The following is a 15848-nucleotide window of genomic DNA, read 5'->3' on the forward strand; positions in this document are numbered from 1 at the left end:
GAGCGAGGCCCTACCACCCATGTTCTTCAACTTCATCGACGAGCTGCGCGCTGCGGGCATCAAGGCCAGCTTCAAGGAGCATCTTACCCTGCTCGAAGCGCTCGACAAGGACGTGATCGAGCAGACGCCGGAGGCGTTCTACTACCTCAGCCGCGCCACCTTCGTGAAGGACGAGGGCCTGCTCGATCGGTTCGATCAGGTGTTCAACAAGGTCTTCAAGGGCCTGCTGACGGACTACGGCCAGCGCCCGGTCGATATTCCGGATGACTGGCTCAAAGCCGTCGCCGAAAAGTTCCTCACCGAAGAGGAAATGGAGAAGATCAAGGCCCTCGGCTCGTGGGAAGAGATCATGGAGACGCTCAAGAAGCGGCTCGAGGAGCAGCAGGAGCGCCATCAGGGCGGCAACAAGTGGGTCGGAACTGGCGGCACCAGCCCGTTCGGCAATTCCGGCTACAACCCCGAAGGCGTGCGCGTCGGCGGCGAATCGAAGCATGGCCGCGCGATCAAAGTCTGGGAAAAGCGCGAGTTCGCCAACCTTGATAACACCAAGGAGCTCGGCACCCGCAACATCAAGATCGCGCTGCGCCGCCTGCGCCGCTTCGCACGCGAAGGCCATGCCGACGAGCTCGATCTGCCCGGCACGATCGAAGGCACCGCCAAGCAGGGTTGGCTCGATATTCGGATGCGCCCGGAACGGCGCAATGCGGTCAAACTGCTCTTATTCCTCGATGTCGGCGGTTCGATGGACCCGTTCATCAAGCTGGTCGAGGAGCTGTTCAGCGCCGCCACGGCGGAATTCAAGAACATGGAGTTCTTCTATTTCCACAACTGCCTCTACGAAGGCGTGTGGAAGGACAACAAGCGCCGCTGGTCCGAACGCACCAACACCTGGGATCTGCTCCACAAATATGGCCACGATTACAAGATCGTGTTCGTCGGCGATGCGGCAATGAGCCCTTACGAGATCAGCCACCCCGGCGGCTCGGTCGAGCATTTCAACGAGGAAGCCGGCGCTGTCTGGCTCCACCGCGTGGCGCAGACCTATCCGGCCACCGTCTGGCTCAATCCCGTGCCCGAAAAGCAGTGGAACTATTCGCAGTCGACCAAGATGATCAAGGATCTCGTCGGCGGCTCGATGTTCCCGCTCAGCCTCGAAGGCCTCGATGGGGCGATGCGCGAGCTGACGCGCAAGAAGCATTGAAGTAGAACCTCTCCGACCTGCCTGCGGCAGGCCACCTCCCCATTTGCGCGTTCCGCGAAAATGGGGAGGTGGCTCGCGAAGCGAGACGGAGGGGTATTTCGCCGGACTTGATCCCCGCCCCCACAGGCGTAAGACTGCCTGAAAACCAGGAGAGGTCGCGCGCCATGTCAGACAACGAAATTCTCGAGGTTCGCCGCACCGGCACCCGCGTCGATCTCACGCTCAACCGCCCGAACCAGTACAACGCGCTGAGCGAAGACCTCCTCGCCGCGCTCAAGGCCGAACTGACCAGCCTCGCCGCCGATCCTGCGATCAGCTGCGTCGTGCTCTCGGGCGCGGGCAAGGCCTTTTGCGCCGGGCACGATCTGCGCCAGATGCACGGCCAGCGCAGGCTGGACTATTACCGCACGCTCTTCGCCGCCTGCGCCGAAGTGATGGAAGCCATCGTCGCCCTGCCCGTACCCGTCATCGCCCGCGTCCACGGCATCGCCACGGCCGCGGGCTGCCAGCTCGTCGGTGCCTGCGATCTCGCCATCGCCAGCCAGGACGCGCGCTTTGCCGTCTCGGGCATCAATGTCGGCCTGTTCTGCTCCACCCCCGCCGTCGCGCTCACCCGCAACGTGCCGGCCAAGCCCGCATTCGAAATGCTGGTGACGGGCGAGTTCATCAGCGCGCAGACTGCCGAAAGCTGGGGCCTGATCAACCACGCCGTCCCGGCAGACCAGCTCGACAGCGCGATCGACACGCTCGCCCAGACCATCGCCGCCAAGAGCCCGGACGCGATCCGCCGCGGCAAGGCGCTGTTCTATGCCCAGCGTGAAGTCCACCGCGCCGAAGCCTATGCCCTCGCCGCTGAAGTGATGGCGCAGAACATGATGGACGAGAACACGGCGGAAGGCATCGAAGCCTTCCTTGAAAAGCGCGCACCCGTCTGGCGCTGAACGCACGCGCTTCCATCATTATTGCTTATACTGCACTTAAGGCAACCAGCCGGACTGGCAAAGCCGGGCCAACCCTCCTAAAGCGCGCTGGATACGCGAATCCCCCGCTGCAGGAAGCCGACGCCCGCCCATGCGCATCGCCATTGCCTCTGATCACGCCGCCTTCGATCTGAAGGCCGAACTCGTCGCCCATATTGCCGCGCTCGGCCACGAAGTGCTCGACCTCGGTCCTGACAGCACCGCCAGCGTCGACTATCCCGATTATGGCTACAAGCTGGCCGAAGCCGTCGCCTCTGGCGCCGCGGAGCGCGGCGTTGCGCTGTGCGGTTCGGGCATCGGCATATCCATCGCGGTGAACCGCCATCCGGCGCTGCGCTGCGCGCTCGTCGGCGAGCCACTCTCGGCCTCGCTCAGCCGCGCGCACAACAACGCCAATGCCATTGCCATGGGCGCCCGCGTGATCGGCCCCGAAATGGCCAAGGCCTGCCTTGAAGCTTTCCTCGCAGGCGATTTTCTCGGCGGCCGCCATGAAGGCCGCGCTGCCAAGCTTTCCAACCCTGCCTTCTGAAAGGAGCCCCGCTGATGAACGCTGCTGCCCCCGCAATGGAAATCCGCAAAGTCGGCTTCTTCACCGAACACCTCGCTGCGGCTGATCCCGAAGTCTACGCCGCGATCCGCGGTGAGCTGAACCGCCAGCAGACCAAGATCGAGCTGATCGCGTCGGAAAACATCACCAGCCTCGCCTGCCTCGAAGCGGCCGGTTCGGTGTTCACCAACAAGTACGCCGAAGGCTATCCCGGCAAGCGCTACTACGGCGGCTGCGAATATGCCGACGTCGTCGAGACGCTGGCCATCGAGCGCGCCAAAGCCTTGTTCGGTTGCGAGTTCGCCAACGTGCAGCCCAATTCGGGCAGCCAGATGAACCAGGCCGTGTTCCTCGCGCTGCTTCAGCCGGGTGACACGTTCATGGGGCTCGACCTCAATTCGGGCGGCCACCTCACCCACGGTTCGCCGGTCAACATGTCGGGCAAGTGGTTCAAGCCGGTCGCCTACGGCGTGCGCCGCGAAGACCACCAGATCGACATGGATGCGGTCCGCGCCACGGCCCATGAGCACAAGCCCAAGCTGATCATCGCAGGCGGCACCGCCTATTCGCGCGTGTGGGACTGGGAAGCCTTCCGCACCATCGCGGACGAGATCGGCGCTTACCTGCTGGTCGACATGTCGCATATCTCCGGCCTCGTTGCAGGCGGCGCGCATCCCTCGCCGATCCCGCACGCGCATGTCGTCACCACCACCACGCACAAGTCCCTGCGCGGGCCGCGTTCCGGCGTGATCCTGACGAACGACGAGGCGCTGGCCAAGAAGATCAACATGGCGGTGTTCCCCGGCATGCAGGGCGGCCCGCTGATGCACATCATCGCCGCCAAGGCCGTCGCCTTTGCCGAGGCGCTGAAGCCTGAGTTCAAGGCCTATGCGCATCAGGTCGTCGCCAATTCGCGCGCGCTTGCGGCGAGCTTGGCAGACGCCGGGCTTGGCATCGTCTCGGGCGGCACCGACAACCACTCGATGCTGGTGGATCTCACCCCCAAGGACGTGACCGGCAAGGCCGCCGAAAAGGGCCTCGACCGCGCCTGGCTCACCTGCAACAAGAACGGTATCCCCTTCGATACCCGCTCGCCGTTCGTCACCTCGGGCATCCGCCTCGGCACGCCTGCGGGCACCACGCGCGGCTTCCGCGAGGACGAGTTCCGGCAGATCGGCGCGCTGATCGCCGAAGTGGTCGATGGCCTCTCGCGCAATGGCGATGAAGGCGATGGTCAGGTGGAGCAGGCCGTGCGCAGCAAGGTCGAGGCGCTGTGCGCCCGCTTCCCGATCTATCCGGAGATGTGATCATGGCAGGCAACGACGATATGGCCGCGCGCGCCAAGGCTGAAATCGAAGGCATGGCCAAGGAGGGCATGGCGCACCCTTCGACCAAGCCAGTGCTGGTCGGCGCTGGCATCGGCGCGGTGGCCGGTGCGCTCCTGCCGTTCGTGTCACTTCCCCTCGGCCTTGCGGTTGGTGCCGGTTACGCGTTCTGGCAGCGGATCAAGTAACACCGCCTGATGCGTTGCCCGTTCTGCGCCCATGAAGAAAGCCAGGTAAAGGACAGCCGGCCGAGCGAGGACAACACCTCGATCCGCCGGCGCCGTCAGTGCGAGGGCTGCGGCGCGCGCTTCACCACGTTCGAGCGCGTGCAACTGCGGGAAGTGATGATCCTCAAAAGCGGCACCGATGGCCGCGACCCGCGCCGCGAACCGTTTGATCGCGCCAAGATCGAACAATCCGTCGCGCTCGCCTGCCGCAAGCGCCCGGTCAGCGCCGAACGCATCGAACGGCTCGTTTCGGGCATCCAGCGCCAGCTTGAAACGCTGGGCGATGCCGAAGTGGAAAGCCGCCAGATCGGCGAAATGGTGATGGAAGGCCTGCGCCAGCTCGATAGCGTCGCCTATATCCGCTTCGCATCCGTCTACCGCGATTTCACCGAAGCCCGCGATTTCGAGGAATTCGCCAGCACCGTGCGCGAAGTGGGCGGATCGTGAACAACACGCCCGTCATCGTCCTCGTCCGCCCGCAGCTGGGCGAAAACATCGGCAAGGCCGCGCGCGCCATGCTGAACTTCGGGCTGACCCGCATGCGCCTCGTTTCTCCGCGCGATGGCTGGCCCAATCCCAGCGCCGGGCCTGCGGCGGCTGGTGCGGATGTGGTGCTGGCCAACGCCGAAGTCTATGAAACCCTCGCCGAAGCCGTGGCGGACTGCGCGCATGTTTATGCCACCACGGTGCGCAAGCGCGGCGTGACCAAGCCCGTGCTCACGCCCGAGGAAGCCGCCAGGGAAGCCGTCAGCGCGGTCGGCGGCACCGCCTTCGTCTTCGGCCCCGAACGCTCCGGCCTTGAAACCGACGATGTCGCGCTCGCCCGCAGCATCATCACCGTGCCGATCAATCCCGAATTCGGCTCGCTCAATCTCGCGCAGGCGGTAATCCTGTGCGCCTATGAATGGTCGAAGCACGCCTCCGCCGGGCTGACCCAGCCCCCGGCCGAAGACCCCCTTCTCCCCCCTGCACCGCAGGAGGAACTCGAAGGTCTGATCGGCCACTTCACCCAGTTGCTTGAACCGCGCGGCTATTTCGAACCCTACAGCCGGGCAGACGTGACGCACCGCACCTTGCGCACCATGCTGACCAAGCCCGGCTGGAACCACCTCGAAGTGCGCACGATGCGCGGTGTGCTGACCACGCTGATGCGCAAACCCGGCCCCCGCGAGCCGAAATAGCCTTCCCCCTTCAGGGGAGAGGGGCAATCACAGCCTTGACATTCCCCGCTATCACTGGTCTAGGCGCGCCTTCGCAATTGGCCCTGCACGCCCGGTGAAGCAGTGGCCGCATTTCCCCGCAGGGGGCAATGGTGCGGTTCCGGGTCTACGAAACCCCGGCCTCAAGGCTGGATCACCATCGGGCCAGCCCAGCGCAGGCCCCATAGCAAATTGAAAGGACTGCCTGTGTCGAAGCGCAAGGCATCAAAGCATAAAATTGACCGCCGCCTTGGCGAGAATATCTGGGGCCGCCCGAAGAGCTCGGTCAACCGCCGCGCCTATGGCCCCGGCCAGCATGGCCAGCGCCGCAAGAGCAAGGTGTCGGACTTCGGCATTCAGCTGCGCGCCAAGCAGAAGCTGCGTGGCTACTACGGCGACGTCACCGAAAAGCAGTTCAAGCGCACCTATCAGGAAGCCGCATCCATGAAGGGTGATACCGGCCAGAACCTGATCGGCCTGCTCGAGCAGCGCCTCGACATGATCGTCTATCGCGCCAAGTTCGCGCCGACGATCTTCGCGGCCCGCCAGATCGTCAGCCACGGCCACATCCGCGTCAACGGCGTGAAGTGCAACATCGCCAGCCGCCGCGTGCGCCCCGGCGATATCCTGACCCTCGGCCCCAAGGCCAAGGAAATGGCGCTCATCGCCGAAGCCCAGTCGCTGGCCGAGCGTGACGTTCCCGATTACGTCGTCGCCGAAGCCGACAAGGCCACCTTCGTCCGCGTGCCCACGCTGGATGAAGTGCCCTACCCGGTGAAGATGGAACCGAACCTGGTCGTCGAGTTCTACTCGCGCTGATCCGGCGGTTCACAAACGAACACGAAAAAGGCGGGGGGAAACCTCCGCCTTTTTTGTTGCCGCCACGATCAACGCGTCTCTGCAATGTTACGTTTGGCCTCTGGCTGCACCTGCTTCCTCAGGCAATCGCGGCTTCAATCCACACCCTCGCCTCGGGAAACTTGCGCTCCACTTCGGGCAGATCGTTCACGCACAGGAACTTGATTTCATGGCGCTCCGCACCGCCCAGATAAGCGTGAACATCTTCGTCCGACCAGCGGTCCAACGCACCGACAGCCACATGCAGATAATCGCGCGTATCCAGAATGGTCGCGCGGCCCAATGCCAGACAGGCGTGGTTATGCAGACTTTGCGGCAGAAATTGCGCCGTGTCGCGGAACCGAAAACCAGCATTGCGCCGACATTCTTCAGAGAACGCGTCAAACAGCCCCGCCATGACCGAACATTGCATGGGGTGGACCACATGCGCGCTGTCAAACACATGATCGGCTTCATACCCGATCATAGCTGCAGCATTGATCTGATTGAAATGATTAAGCAGACTAGCCTCATCGCGTGAAGCAGAACAATTGGCGAGCGATGAGTGATCGGTCCATCTGCCGCGCAGCACTGGTCCGTCATCGGCAAAGAAATCGTCGCGGCTGACCGGTGCTGTCAGGAATACATCGTCGTTGAAATAGAGGAAGCGCTCAGCCAGCCCGGGAATGCGCCAGAGCATGGTTTCGATGGAAAGCGAATTGAACGACGGCAAGGCCTCTGCGTAACCAGCAAAGATCACCGCATGATCGACGATGGTGATCTTGCGCGCAAACTCCACCGGCAGCGGCGCAATTTCAGGGACTTGGCTGTCCGTCACGATCCACACGCGCCGCACCCACGGCGCGTTGTTGGCAATGGAGCGCAGGCAAAAGTTCAGTTCATCACTGCACACCCAGCGATGCGGATTGATCCCGTTGTCATGCAGCGGCGTTTTCGCATCGGAAAGATAGGCATTGCGCTTGCGCGCAAGCGCAGGATCGGATCCATCCACCCAGGTAATAACAGCATCAACATCGAACATGGTGCGCCGCTCGTATCCGTCCCAGCGCGCTCGTCAATCTGGCCTTAAGGTGCCCATTGCCCGGATTGGTCGGGTTTTGCCCGGCAGCAAAAGCGCACCCCATCGCCGCCAGAGCCGCCGCCTCCCACTATCGGCCTGGTTCTAACGCTTTGCCAGATACCTTTGGCGGAAAGCTGCCGCGAAGGCCGCAAACCGCCCTTCGGCAATCGCGGCGCGCATCGCGGCCATCAGTTGCTGGTAGAATGAAAGGTTGTGCTCGGTCAGCAGCATCGCCCCCAGCATCTCACCGCTCTTGTGCAAGTGGTGGAGATAGGCGCGGCTGTACTTCGCACAAACCGGGCAGGTGCAATCCGGATCGAGCGGTCCCGTATCCTCGGCATGGCGCGCGTTGCGCAAGTTCACCGGGCCATCCCACGTGAAGCCCTGCCCGTTGCGGCCAGACCGCGTCGGCAGCACGCAATCGAACATGTCGACCCCGCGCTCCACCGCGCCGACCAGATCGTCGGGCTTGCCCACGCCCATCAGATAGCGCGGGCGATCTTCCGGCAATTGGCCCGGAGCGAAATCGAGCGTGGCTAACATCGCCTCCTGCCCCTCGCCCACCGCCAGCCCGCCAATGGCATAGCCATCGAAGCCGATGCCCCGCAGCTTATCCGCGCTTTCGCCGCGCAGTTGCTCATCCAGCCCGCCTTGCTGGATGCCAAACAGCGCCGCGCGCTGCGCATGCTCGCCGCCCGCATCGAAGCCGTCGCGGCTGCGCTTGGCCCAGCGCATCGACATTTCCATGCTGCGCGCGATCACATCGCGCGGGGCATCGGCGCGCGGGCATTCGTCGAACGCCATCACGATATCGCTGCCCAGCAGCCGCTGGATCTCCATCGAACGTTCGGGGCTGATGAGGTGGCGCGATCCATCAAGGTGGCTGGCAAAGGTCACGCCTTCCTCGGTGATCTTGCGCAGTTCCGAAAGGCTCATCACCTGATAGCCGCCGCTGTCGGTCAGGATCGGTTTGTCCCAGCGCATGAACTGGTGCAGCCCGCCCAGCCGCGCCATCCGCTCCGCGCCGGGGCGCAACATCAGGTGGTAGGTGTTGCCGAGGATGATATCCGCCCCGGTGGCCGCGACATCCTCCACCTTCATGGCCTTGACCGTACCCGCCGTGCCCACAGGCATGAACGCTGGCGTGCGGATCGTGCCGCGCTGCATGGTGATCGCACCGGTGCGCGCGCGGCCATCGGTGGCGTGGACGCTGAAGGAAAAGCGGGTCATCGGGAGGTTCTCGGGTGCAGCAGAGCTTGTGGCCCTTACGCACAAACGCCATGGGGCGCAAATGCACGAAGCGTTCGTCCTCGCCCCCTGGCTCTATCCCGCGCTCACCGGCCTTGCGGTGCTGACAGGCTGCATCGATGCTATCGCGGGCGGCGGCGGGCTGCTCACCATTCCGGCCATGATCTATGCCGGCCTGCCGCCACACCTGATGCTCGGCACCAACAAACTGCAATCGGCGATGGGCGCAACCGTCGCCACCACGCGCTATCACCGCGCCGGGCTGTTTGCGCTGAGGCCCAATCTCCCGGCCACGGCCGCCGCATTCCTTGGCGCGGGCGCGGGCGCGCTGGTGATCCAGCACTTCGATGCGCACATCCTGCGCCTCGTCGTCCCGCTGCTGCTGATGGGTGCGGCGCTCTACACGCTGCTCTCCCCCCGGATGGACGACGCCCCGCGCGAGCCGCGCATCACCGAGCGCGGCTATCTCCCCGTCGCCAGCGGGATCGGCTTCTACGATGGCTTCTTCGGCCCTGGCACCGGCCAGTTCTTCGCCGCCACGCTCGTCGCCTTGCGCGGTCTTGGCCTCACCCGCGCCACGGGCCTCACCAAGCTGCTCAACCTGGCGAGCAATGCCGCCAGCCTCGTGGTGTTTGCATTGGGCGGACAAGTGATCTGGCTGCTGGGCCTGTGCATGGGCTTGGGCTCGATGGTGGGCGCGCTGATCGGCACGCGGCTTGCCACCCGCTACGGCGCAGCGCTGATCCGCCCGCTGCTCGTCACCGCCAGCCTCGCGCTCACCGGGCGGCTGGTCTGGGGGTGGTTTGCCGGATAAGAGAGCCCTGTTTTGAACCGATTGTCGCACAAATGACGCGCGGCTAGCCCGCTCAGGCAAAGATCAGAATATCGCCCGCCACCAGGTCGGGATGCCGGGTCAGCAGCGCCACTTGCACGGCCTGCGCCGCTGCGCCGGTGCCGTCGGCATCATACCAGAGTTCGCCTGTCGCCGTATTGTAGATGATCCGGTCGCTGGCATCATGGGCCTGGCTCACACCCGCTGCGGCATGGAATTCGGCGGCCGTCAGCGCACCGGTATGGCCGATCCCGGCAAACGCGGCCTGCTTCAGCCGGATGAGATCGCCCTCGGCATGGCTGAAATCGGCAATGCGGTCGCGCATGGCGGCTTCCGTGGCTGGCACCGCAAACACAAACTGGTCCGCCCCCGCACCACCGATCAGCGTGTCGCGGCCATCACCGCCGCTCAATTTGTCGTTTCCTCCCAGGCCGCGCAGAACGTCATCGCCAGCGCCGCCGGAAAGCATATTGTTGCCCCCGTTGCCGGTGATGACGTTGGCCAAGCCATTGCCCGTTCCAGTGCTGTCGCCATTGCCGGTCAGCGTCAGGTTCTCAACAAAGCGGGTGCCATTCCGGGCAGCCAAGCTGAAAGCCACGCTGCTGGAAATGGTATCGGTGCCGCCAGCATCGTTCGCGTCGGTGGGCTTCCTGGTCAGCGTCTCGTAAACTTCGTCGGCCGCGGCATCGACGAAATACGTGTCGTCGCCTGAGCCGCCGAACATGACATCGTTGCCCCGTCCACCATCGAGCGTGTCGTTGTCCGCGCCGCCTTCAAGACGATCGTTACCCGCACGCCCCCGAACGATGTCGTTGCCGGCGTCTCCGGTCAGGATATTGTCGAAGTTGCCGCCTGAGATCGTGTCGTTACCCGCTCCGCCGTGCATCGCGGGAGACCAGGCAAGGTTCAGGATATCATCCCGTGTCGTGCCGATACCCATATCGGCCATGAACGCCAGATCCAGGTCGCTGATCGTGTAGCCATATCCGCGGTGATAGGCGACGCCGTTCATCAGCCCGAGCAGCAGATCTCCACTCGTGGCCGGATCGCCGTCCGTCGTGCCATAACCGCGATAGGCGCCCGGTGTCAGCGGTACGGCATTGCCCAGCACGGCGCGAACGTTCGGACCATCGAAGGTGACCGCGCCATTGGTCACCACCAGCCGGGCATCATAGGCCGTCTTGAGATTGTAGGCGTATGTGCTGTCGGTTTCGTTGAAGTAGCCTGAGAAGCCGAGCGCGTGGCCGACAGCCTGCATCACCACCGAAAGTCCGTCGGTCCGATCAAGCGGCACATCATCGCGCGTCTGCGGTGTGGCATCGAGAAACAGCTCGCCGCTGATATAAACTGGATCGACCTTGATCCAGATATCGGCATCGGTCGCCAGGCGGCCAACGGCCCCTTGCAGATCGGCGGTCGCGCCGCCGATCACATAGCCGAAATCGGTATTCTGCTGCACGATAAGCCCGTTGCCCCAGCGCGCTTCCAACGTGTGGCCCGACGTATCGCCAGAAAACTCGATACGCACCGAAACTGCTGCATCCCCGGCTAGCGCCGCACCCCAATTGGCGATCGCAGCCGCCGTAACGGCTTGAAACTGGTCGACCACGGCCTGGTCCATGCCTGCTGTGTTGACGAGCGTGAAGGTGGGAGTGATGGCCATAGGTAAGCTCCTCGATGGCCTGAATAGGCCGTGTGCCGGTGCCGCCAGGATGAGCCGCCCGAAATGAAATGAACGCTACGACCCTTGGTAAAGACCCTTGGTCAATCGCGTGGGCCGGAACTCTGTATGGCACTACGTTGACGGATTGGAGGACTGGCCCGGTCGAACCACCGTAACTTTGGAACTACTAACCGTATTTATGCACTGTCGGCGCGCACGATACCGGTGACTGGAGCATCTACAACAGCGCCACCGGCGCTTTCTCCTGCGATGACGACGGAATTGGCGAAACAGCGGCAGTCGCAACCGCCCGGCCTAGCGCGCGCCCATCCCGCGCCCGCCTATCCAGACCTGCCGATGATCGCCTGAGGCCGCACCGGGGCAAAGAGCTTACAGCTCATTCCCCCGGCAGCAGCAAACTCGAATCGCCATAGCTGTAGAAGCGGTATTCGTTCGCAACGGCGTGCGCATAAGCCGCCTGCATCCGCTCGATTCCCATCAGCGCACTGACCAGCATCATCAGATTTAACCATATAGGTTTTAAAGTTGATAATTTTCAACGCAAACTTCTGATTTTAAGTCACAATTTTTGACACCAACCACCCATCACCCATCGGTGACGGATTCCGAATCCTGCCGTTTCCAAAGGCGAGCACGCTTTGGCCAGCCACGCCCCTGCCCGCTCCAACCAACCACCGCCCATTCCCGGCGATGAGCCGGATTCCGGGGGCGGCAAAAAATAGAAGGAGAAAATCCCCAACCACCCCTTCCGTTAGTTCGATCTAACGAAAGGGATGGCCGGGGAAGGATCAACTTGCGGTACGTGCCCAGTCGGTGCCCATGTGATCCGCCGCAGCGTTTGCCGCCGCCAGCAGGGTCTCCGAAGCAAGATGGGCGTATCTGGCCGTGGTCTTAGTCTGCGCGTGCCCGAGAATGGTGCCAACCACATAGAGCGACTGTCCGCTGTTCACGAGGTTGGATGCCGCACTGTGGCGCAGGTCGTGCATCCTGACGTCCGGCAAGCCCGCCGCCTTCCTCGCCTTGTCCCAGCAGTGGTATACCGACCAGAACGGCTTGAGGGTCTCGGGATTGGGCACAACGTAGGGGCATCCCTCGAAGCGCGGCACTTGCGCAAGAACCTCCATTGCCGCCTTTGACAGGGGGACATGGCGGGTCTTCGATGTTTTGGCGCGTTGCATCGGAATGCGCCACATCTGACGATCGAGCTGGAACTCCTCCCACTTGGCGTCAAGTAGCTCACGCTTGCGGCAGCCGGTGAGCAGCAGCAACGCGACGATATACTTTAGCTGTGTGTTGGCGCTGGCCTCCACCGCCGCTTGCAGACGCCCGGCCTCCTCCGAGGTCAGGAAGCGCTCGATCTCGTTGTTACAAGGCTTCTGCGGCACACCTTGCAGCGGATTGCGCTCCGATCCGGGAACACCCCAATGCTTCGCCAGACGGTACATGTGCGACAGGATGACATGCCAGCGGTTAACTGTGGCCTGGGCATAGCCGTCGCCCCTCACCTTGCTGTCGAGCCATTCCACCACTTCGGTCTGCGTCACTTCGTCCAGGTGCATCTTGCCAAAGCGCGGGATGAGGTGGTGCTTGAGATAGCGGGCGTCGATGTCGGCGCTGCGCTTGTAGGAGCGGGCGTATTCCAGATAGCGTTCAGCTAGTTCGGCGATCGTCGGAATGCGGCGAGTGACATGGCGCTCCTCGGCTGGGTTCTCGCCGACGACCACGCGCGAACGGACCTTGAGGGCTTCACGCTTGGCCTTGTCGAATGAGATGTCGGGAAAGTTGCCCAGCTTGTACTGGCGCTGGCGGTTGTGTTCATCGCGGTAGCGCAGGCTGAGGGTCTTGCGCCCGGTCTGCTGGACCGTGAGGATCAGGCCCGCGAGGGTTTCATCATAGTAGTCAATCTTGTCTTTGCCTTCCGGACAGGTGGCCGTGGTGCAGAAGGCGGAATCAAGTTTTGCGATTGGCATTTGCATGCTCCTTTCGTTGATGTGCCGCAGAGCGCCGCCCAGGCCCGCGAAGGGGTAAGGTACCGGAGGCGCGGTTTCGGCGTCCGGTGGGGCTACAACGGCAGTTTTCGGGTAGTTGGCGCGAGGGTTGGCGGTCAGGCTGGCGCGCCCCGCAAAGGCCGCGCGAGGGAAATTTTGAGAGCGTGCCGCCCCCTCCCCCCCCCACCAGCGGGTGCCACCCCCAGATCAAGGTCTAAATCATTGCTTTTCAATATCTTTGGCAGGGTGGTGGCGGGGGAAGCAGAAGTCCGGAAAACTTCCGCGATGCCGGTTTTCCTGATCGTGCGATCCCGGTCGTTTCGCGCGCTTCCACTTCCCCGCGCCGATTAGTAGACTTCCAGATCCTGCATGCGAGCGCCCGGCTTCATGAAAGGCACATCCCAATAGTTGGCCCCGCGAATGCGTCTGGACTCGCCCAGCAGCGAGCGTAGCGCAACATTGGCTTCCTTAAGCTGGCGGTTGGTCGGGTGCTCGATGCCGACCTTTACCAACACCTCGATCGCTCGCAGCTTCGGCAGACCCTGTTCACCGATACGGTCCGTATCCAGTTGCGCCGCGATCTTGTCGCCAACCACGCTGACGATCTCGTGGCGCGCGTTGATCTCGGCTAACTGGGCCTCCTGGTCGGGTGTCAGCCACCATTTGGCACCCTCACGGAGGCGGACCTTAAGTTCGGCAAAGACCTGCTGCATGTCGATCTCGTGGCCATAATCAATGGTCTCGACTCCAATGGTCCAGAAGCGGCTGTTGCCGGTGGGATCGTTGAGGAAGGTGTCATCGTTCACCGACGCACCGAACACGGTTGTGCGGGGATAGTCGGCAGCGCGGCGAGCATAAGGCGCTCTGATCTTGTCGGATCGGTCAGTAACAAAGGACTTCAGGCTGGCCAGTTCCTTGCGGAGCGAGCCCTCAAGTTCACCAAACTCCACGATGCGATGGGCAAGCGCGGAAAGGCGAGAGTCCTTGCTCCCGAAATCCCACCCGTGACCGAGTTTGACGGCATCCTCGCGAAGCTGCGTTGGCGTAACGAGGCGGCCAAACCAACTGGTCTTGCCTATGCCCTGCCCGCCCTGCAGGGTGAGAATGCCGCGACTATGGAAACCGGGGCCGTGGCATGTGGCGGCAACGATGCTCAGCAGCCAGCGCATGATGAGCACATTGGCGAAGCCCATGGGATAGTCCGGGGTCGTTGTGATGGTTCCGCAGATAGCGGGCATGCGGCTGGTGCCATCCCAAGGCTTGCTGTCGATCCATTCGGCAAACGGGTCGTAGGTATGGCGATCGGCCATGGCGAGAGTGTAGCGTCCCGCATCAACCGGCGACATTCCGTGACGGATCATGAGGCTTTCGAGGTAGGTGGCCGTCACTTCCTCACGGTTCTGGTTGGTGACGGTCAGGCCGGGCACAACAACTTCCGCAACCTTCTTGAGCTGGTTGAAGCGTATCGTGATGCCGTGCGCTTCCATGAGATGCACAAAGTTGTCGAGCGTCGCGGGTAGTTTGCCGCCCGGTCCCCTTGGCTTGTCGGGAAAGGTGGCCGGGTCAAAGTTCGAACTCCGTTCGGTAGGCAGGTTTGAAGTGATGTTTTCAGATATGATCAATTCCTTCGGTTCATGAGTGGTGGCGGAGGGGACGGATCCCCTCCACCGGATGACGGTCAATTGCTGGCCGGATACGATAGATCGACCAGTCGGTGCGCGGTGCCCCATTGAAGGTTTGGCACCATGCGCCTGAGTTTGACCGCGAGTTCCATCGGCGCCATCGCCCCGGCTGCGAGCTCTGCCTCCATGATGTGATGAAGGTATGGCAGAGCAATCTTGGCCAGTGCCTGTTCGTGGTCATTCCAGATGCCGACGAAGTGACGCGCAATATCGGGTGCGCGACGCAACAGTTGCGAATGCATTGTATTCTCCTTTTAACGATGTCAAAGAGCGATCCCACTGGTGGGACAGCGGTTACTTGGCCTAGACCGGCGCAACCGAGGCCTTCGTGACAGAGATTTTTTGGGTGTCAACACGCCGACATCGACGAAAACAGGCACTTCTGAAGTTACGATACTGTGGCCTGATAAAATTTATTTTCTAAGGCCAACGGGCTTTCAGCACAGTCACTCTGGTCACTGAGGTTTATGTGCCATTCGCTACCTTCTTGACGAGCAGGCTGATCATTCCCACCGGTGGCGGTCGATCCGATTTTGCAACCCCATGAGCGAATCACGAATCGGCTTGCTGTGAAATCAGCCAGCCATGAGCCGCATGGATTCGCGCAGGCGAGAGCATCGCCGGGAGGATCATCCGCTTTCGGCATCTACCTCTACGGCTGGGACCGCGTGAGCCTTGCACAGAGTAAGCAAGCCGCTGTCGATTGAGGGGAGGTCAGGAACGAGGACCACATGGCCAGCGCCGTCGTCGCTGATAACGAACACCGCTTCGAAAAAGCCGCCCGCATGGTGGAGGATGAATTCCCAGTACTCAAACGGCCAGCCGCGTGCCTGATGCAGGGTGTGCAGGGTATCGCCCGGCTGGACGATAAAGAGAGCGGCAAGATCCAAGAGTTCGCGGTATTGCGCGAGGATAGGGCGCAGGGCTTTGTCCGTCACCGCGTCCAGTGCGGCAACGTTTGTGATGATGTGCATGTGGGTAGCTCCCATATGAAAAAAGCCCCGACCGGTTAGGGTC

General features: G+C 62.6%; 16 protein-coding genes and 1 pseudogene. 9 read left to right on the forward strand and 8 right to left on the reverse strand.

Going from position 1 to position 15848, the window contains the following annotated elements; translation table 11 throughout:
- The first annotated feature begins 19 nt into the window (after positions 1-19).
- The 8 genes from CFE35_RS20945 (at position 20) to rpsD (ending at position 6298) form a co-directional block, all read left to right on the forward strand.
- Positions 20-1201 carry a VWA domain-containing protein gene (locus CFE35_RS20945; protein WP_292933647.1) on the forward strand — a complete coding sequence of 394 codons (1182 nt, stop codon included), beginning with the start codon at positions 20-22 and terminating at the stop codon, positions 1199-1201.
- Positions 1202-1365: 164 nt separating this feature from the next.
- A complete protein-coding gene (locus CFE35_RS20950; RefSeq protein ID WP_292933649.1) occupies positions 1366-2142 on the forward strand; it encodes an enoyl-CoA hydratase in 777 nt (258 codons plus the stop codon).
- Between the two features lie 130 nt (positions 2143-2272).
- Entirely contained in the window at positions 2273-2710 is a 438-nt protein-coding gene (gene rpiB, locus CFE35_RS20955) for a ribose 5-phosphate isomerase B (protein WP_292933651.1), read from the forward strand.
- A gap of 14 nt (positions 2711-2724) precedes the next feature.
- Complete coding sequence (gene glyA, locus CFE35_RS20960) at positions 2725-4035, forward strand: serine hydroxymethyltransferase (RefSeq protein ID WP_292933653.1); 1311 nt, start codon at positions 2725-2727, stop codon at positions 4033-4035.
- A gap of 2 nt (positions 4036-4037) precedes the next feature.
- Positions 4038-4241, forward strand: a complete 204-nt coding sequence (locus CFE35_RS20965; protein ID WP_292933655.1) for a hypothetical protein — start codon at positions 4038-4040, stop codon at positions 4239-4241.
- Positions 4242-4250: 9 nt separating this feature from the next.
- Positions 4251-4727, forward strand: a complete 477-nt coding sequence (nrdR, locus tag CFE35_RS20970; protein WP_292933656.1) for a transcriptional regulator NrdR — start codon at positions 4251-4253, stop codon at positions 4725-4727.
- Positions 4721-5461 (forward strand): RNA methyltransferase, encoded by a 741-nt coding sequence (locus CFE35_RS20975; RefSeq protein ID WP_292933673.1) that lies wholly within the window; start codon positions 4721-4723, stop codon positions 5459-5461. Before nrdR ends, CFE35_RS20975 begins: the two co-directional genes overlap by 7 nt.
- 225 nt (positions 5462-5686) lie before the next feature.
- Positions 5687-6298, forward strand: coding sequence for a 30S ribosomal protein S4 (rpsD, locus tag CFE35_RS20980; RefSeq protein ID WP_292933657.1), 612 nt, complete (start codon positions 5687-5689; stop codon positions 6296-6298).
- Between the two features lie 118 nt (positions 6299-6416).
- Here the strand turns inward: rpsD and CFE35_RS20985 are convergent, their stop codons facing one another.
- A complete protein-coding gene (locus tag CFE35_RS20985; RefSeq protein ID WP_292933658.1) occupies positions 6417-7358 on the reverse strand; it encodes a stealth family protein in 942 nt (313 codons plus the stop codon).
- Positions 7359-7499: 141 nt separating this feature from the next.
- The gene (tgt, locus tag CFE35_RS20990) at positions 7500-8627 is read right to left on the reverse strand and encodes a tRNA guanosine(34) transglycosylase Tgt (RefSeq protein ID WP_292933660.1); all 1128 of its coding nucleotides are present in this window, start codon (positions 8625-8627) and stop codon (positions 7500-7502) included.
- A gap of 61 nt (positions 8628-8688) precedes the next feature.
- Between tgt and CFE35_RS20995 the strand changes: the two genes are divergently transcribed.
- Positions 8689-9459, forward strand: a complete 771-nt coding sequence (locus CFE35_RS20995; protein ID WP_292933661.1) for a TSUP family transporter — start codon at positions 8689-8691, stop codon at positions 9457-9459.
- A 52-nt stretch (positions 9460-9511) separates the two neighbouring features.
- Here the strand turns inward: CFE35_RS20995 and CFE35_RS21000 are convergent, their stop codons facing one another.
- The 6 genes and pseudogenes from CFE35_RS21000 to CFE35_RS21025 form a co-directional block, all read right to left on the reverse strand.
- Positions 9512-11140: a calcium-binding protein gene (locus tag CFE35_RS21000; protein ID WP_292933663.1), complete on the reverse strand. Its 1629-nt coding sequence runs from the start codon at positions 11138-11140 to the stop codon at positions 9512-9514.
- Positions 11141-11537: 397 nt separating this feature from the next.
- Positions 11538-11663: pseudogene (locus CFE35_RS21005) on the reverse strand (S-adenosylmethionine:tRNA ribosyltransferase-isomerase); the annotation flags it as partial.
- 286 nt (positions 11664-11949) lie between these two features.
- A complete protein-coding gene (locus CFE35_RS21010) occupies positions 11950-13131 on the reverse strand; it encodes a site-specific integrase (RefSeq protein ID WP_292933665.1) in 1182 nt (393 codons plus the stop codon).
- Positions 13132-13496: 365 nt separating this feature from the next.
- Positions 13497-14771: a VapE domain-containing protein gene (locus tag CFE35_RS21015; protein WP_292933667.1), complete on the reverse strand. Its 1275-nt coding sequence runs from the start codon at positions 14769-14771 to the stop codon at positions 13497-13499.
- Positions 14772-14827: 56 nt separating this feature from the next.
- Entirely contained in the window at positions 14828-15073 is a 246-nt protein-coding gene (locus CFE35_RS21020) for a hypothetical protein (protein ID WP_292933669.1), read from the reverse strand.
- 387 nt (positions 15074-15460) lie between these two features.
- Positions 15461-15848: hypothetical protein (locus CFE35_RS21025; RefSeq protein ID WP_292933671.1), on the reverse strand; the 388-nt coding region annotated here is incomplete at its 5' end.

It is taken from the genome of Novosphingobium sp. PASSN1, assembly GCF_002278815.1.

What these genes read in the sequence shown, in the direction of transcription:
- CFE35_RS20945 (WP_292933647.1), top strand. Translation starts at nt 20, where the DNA reads ATGTTCTTCAACTTCATCGACGAGCTGCGCGCTGCGGGCATCAAGGCC.
- CFE35_RS20950 (WP_292933649.1), top strand. Translation starts at nt 1,366, where the DNA reads ATGTCAGACAACGAAATTCTCGAGGTTCGCCGCACCGGCACCCGCGTC.
- rpiB (WP_292933651.1), top strand. Translation starts at nt 2,273, where the DNA reads ATGCGCATCGCCATTGCCTCTGATCACGCCGCCTTCGATCTGAAGGCC.
- glyA (WP_292933653.1), top strand. Translation starts at nt 2,725, where the DNA reads ATGAACGCTGCTGCCCCCGCAATGGAAATCCGCAAAGTCGGCTTCTTC.
- CFE35_RS20965 (WP_292933655.1), top strand. Translation starts at nt 4,038, where the DNA reads ATGGCAGGCAACGACGATATGGCCGCGCGCGCCAAGGCTGAAATCGAA.
- nrdR (WP_292933656.1), top strand. Translation starts at nt 4,251, where the DNA reads ATGCGTTGCCCGTTCTGCGCCCATGAAGAAAGCCAGGTAAAGGACAGC.
- CFE35_RS20985 (WP_292933658.1), bottom strand. Translation starts at nt 7,358, where the DNA reads ATGTTCGATGTTGATGCTGTTATTACCTGGGTGGATGGATCCGATCCT.
- tgt (WP_292933660.1), bottom strand. Translation starts at nt 8,627, where the DNA reads ATGACCCGCTTTTCCTTCAGCGTCCACGCCACCGATGGCCGCGCGCGC.
- CFE35_RS20995 (WP_292933661.1), top strand. Translation starts at nt 8,689, where the DNA reads ATGCACGAAGCGTTCGTCCTCGCCCCCTGGCTCTATCCCGCGCTCACC.
- CFE35_RS21000 (WP_292933663.1), bottom strand. Translation starts at nt 11,140, where the DNA reads ATGGCCATCACTCCCACCTTCACGCTCGTCAACACAGCAGGCATGGAC.
- CFE35_RS21010 (WP_292933665.1), bottom strand. Translation starts at nt 13,131, where the DNA reads ATGCCAATCGCAAAACTTGATTCCGCCTTCTGCACCACGGCCACCTGT.
- CFE35_RS21020 (WP_292933669.1), bottom strand. Translation starts at nt 15,073, where the DNA reads ATGCATTCGCAACTGTTGCGTCGCGCACCCGATATTGCGCGTCACTTC.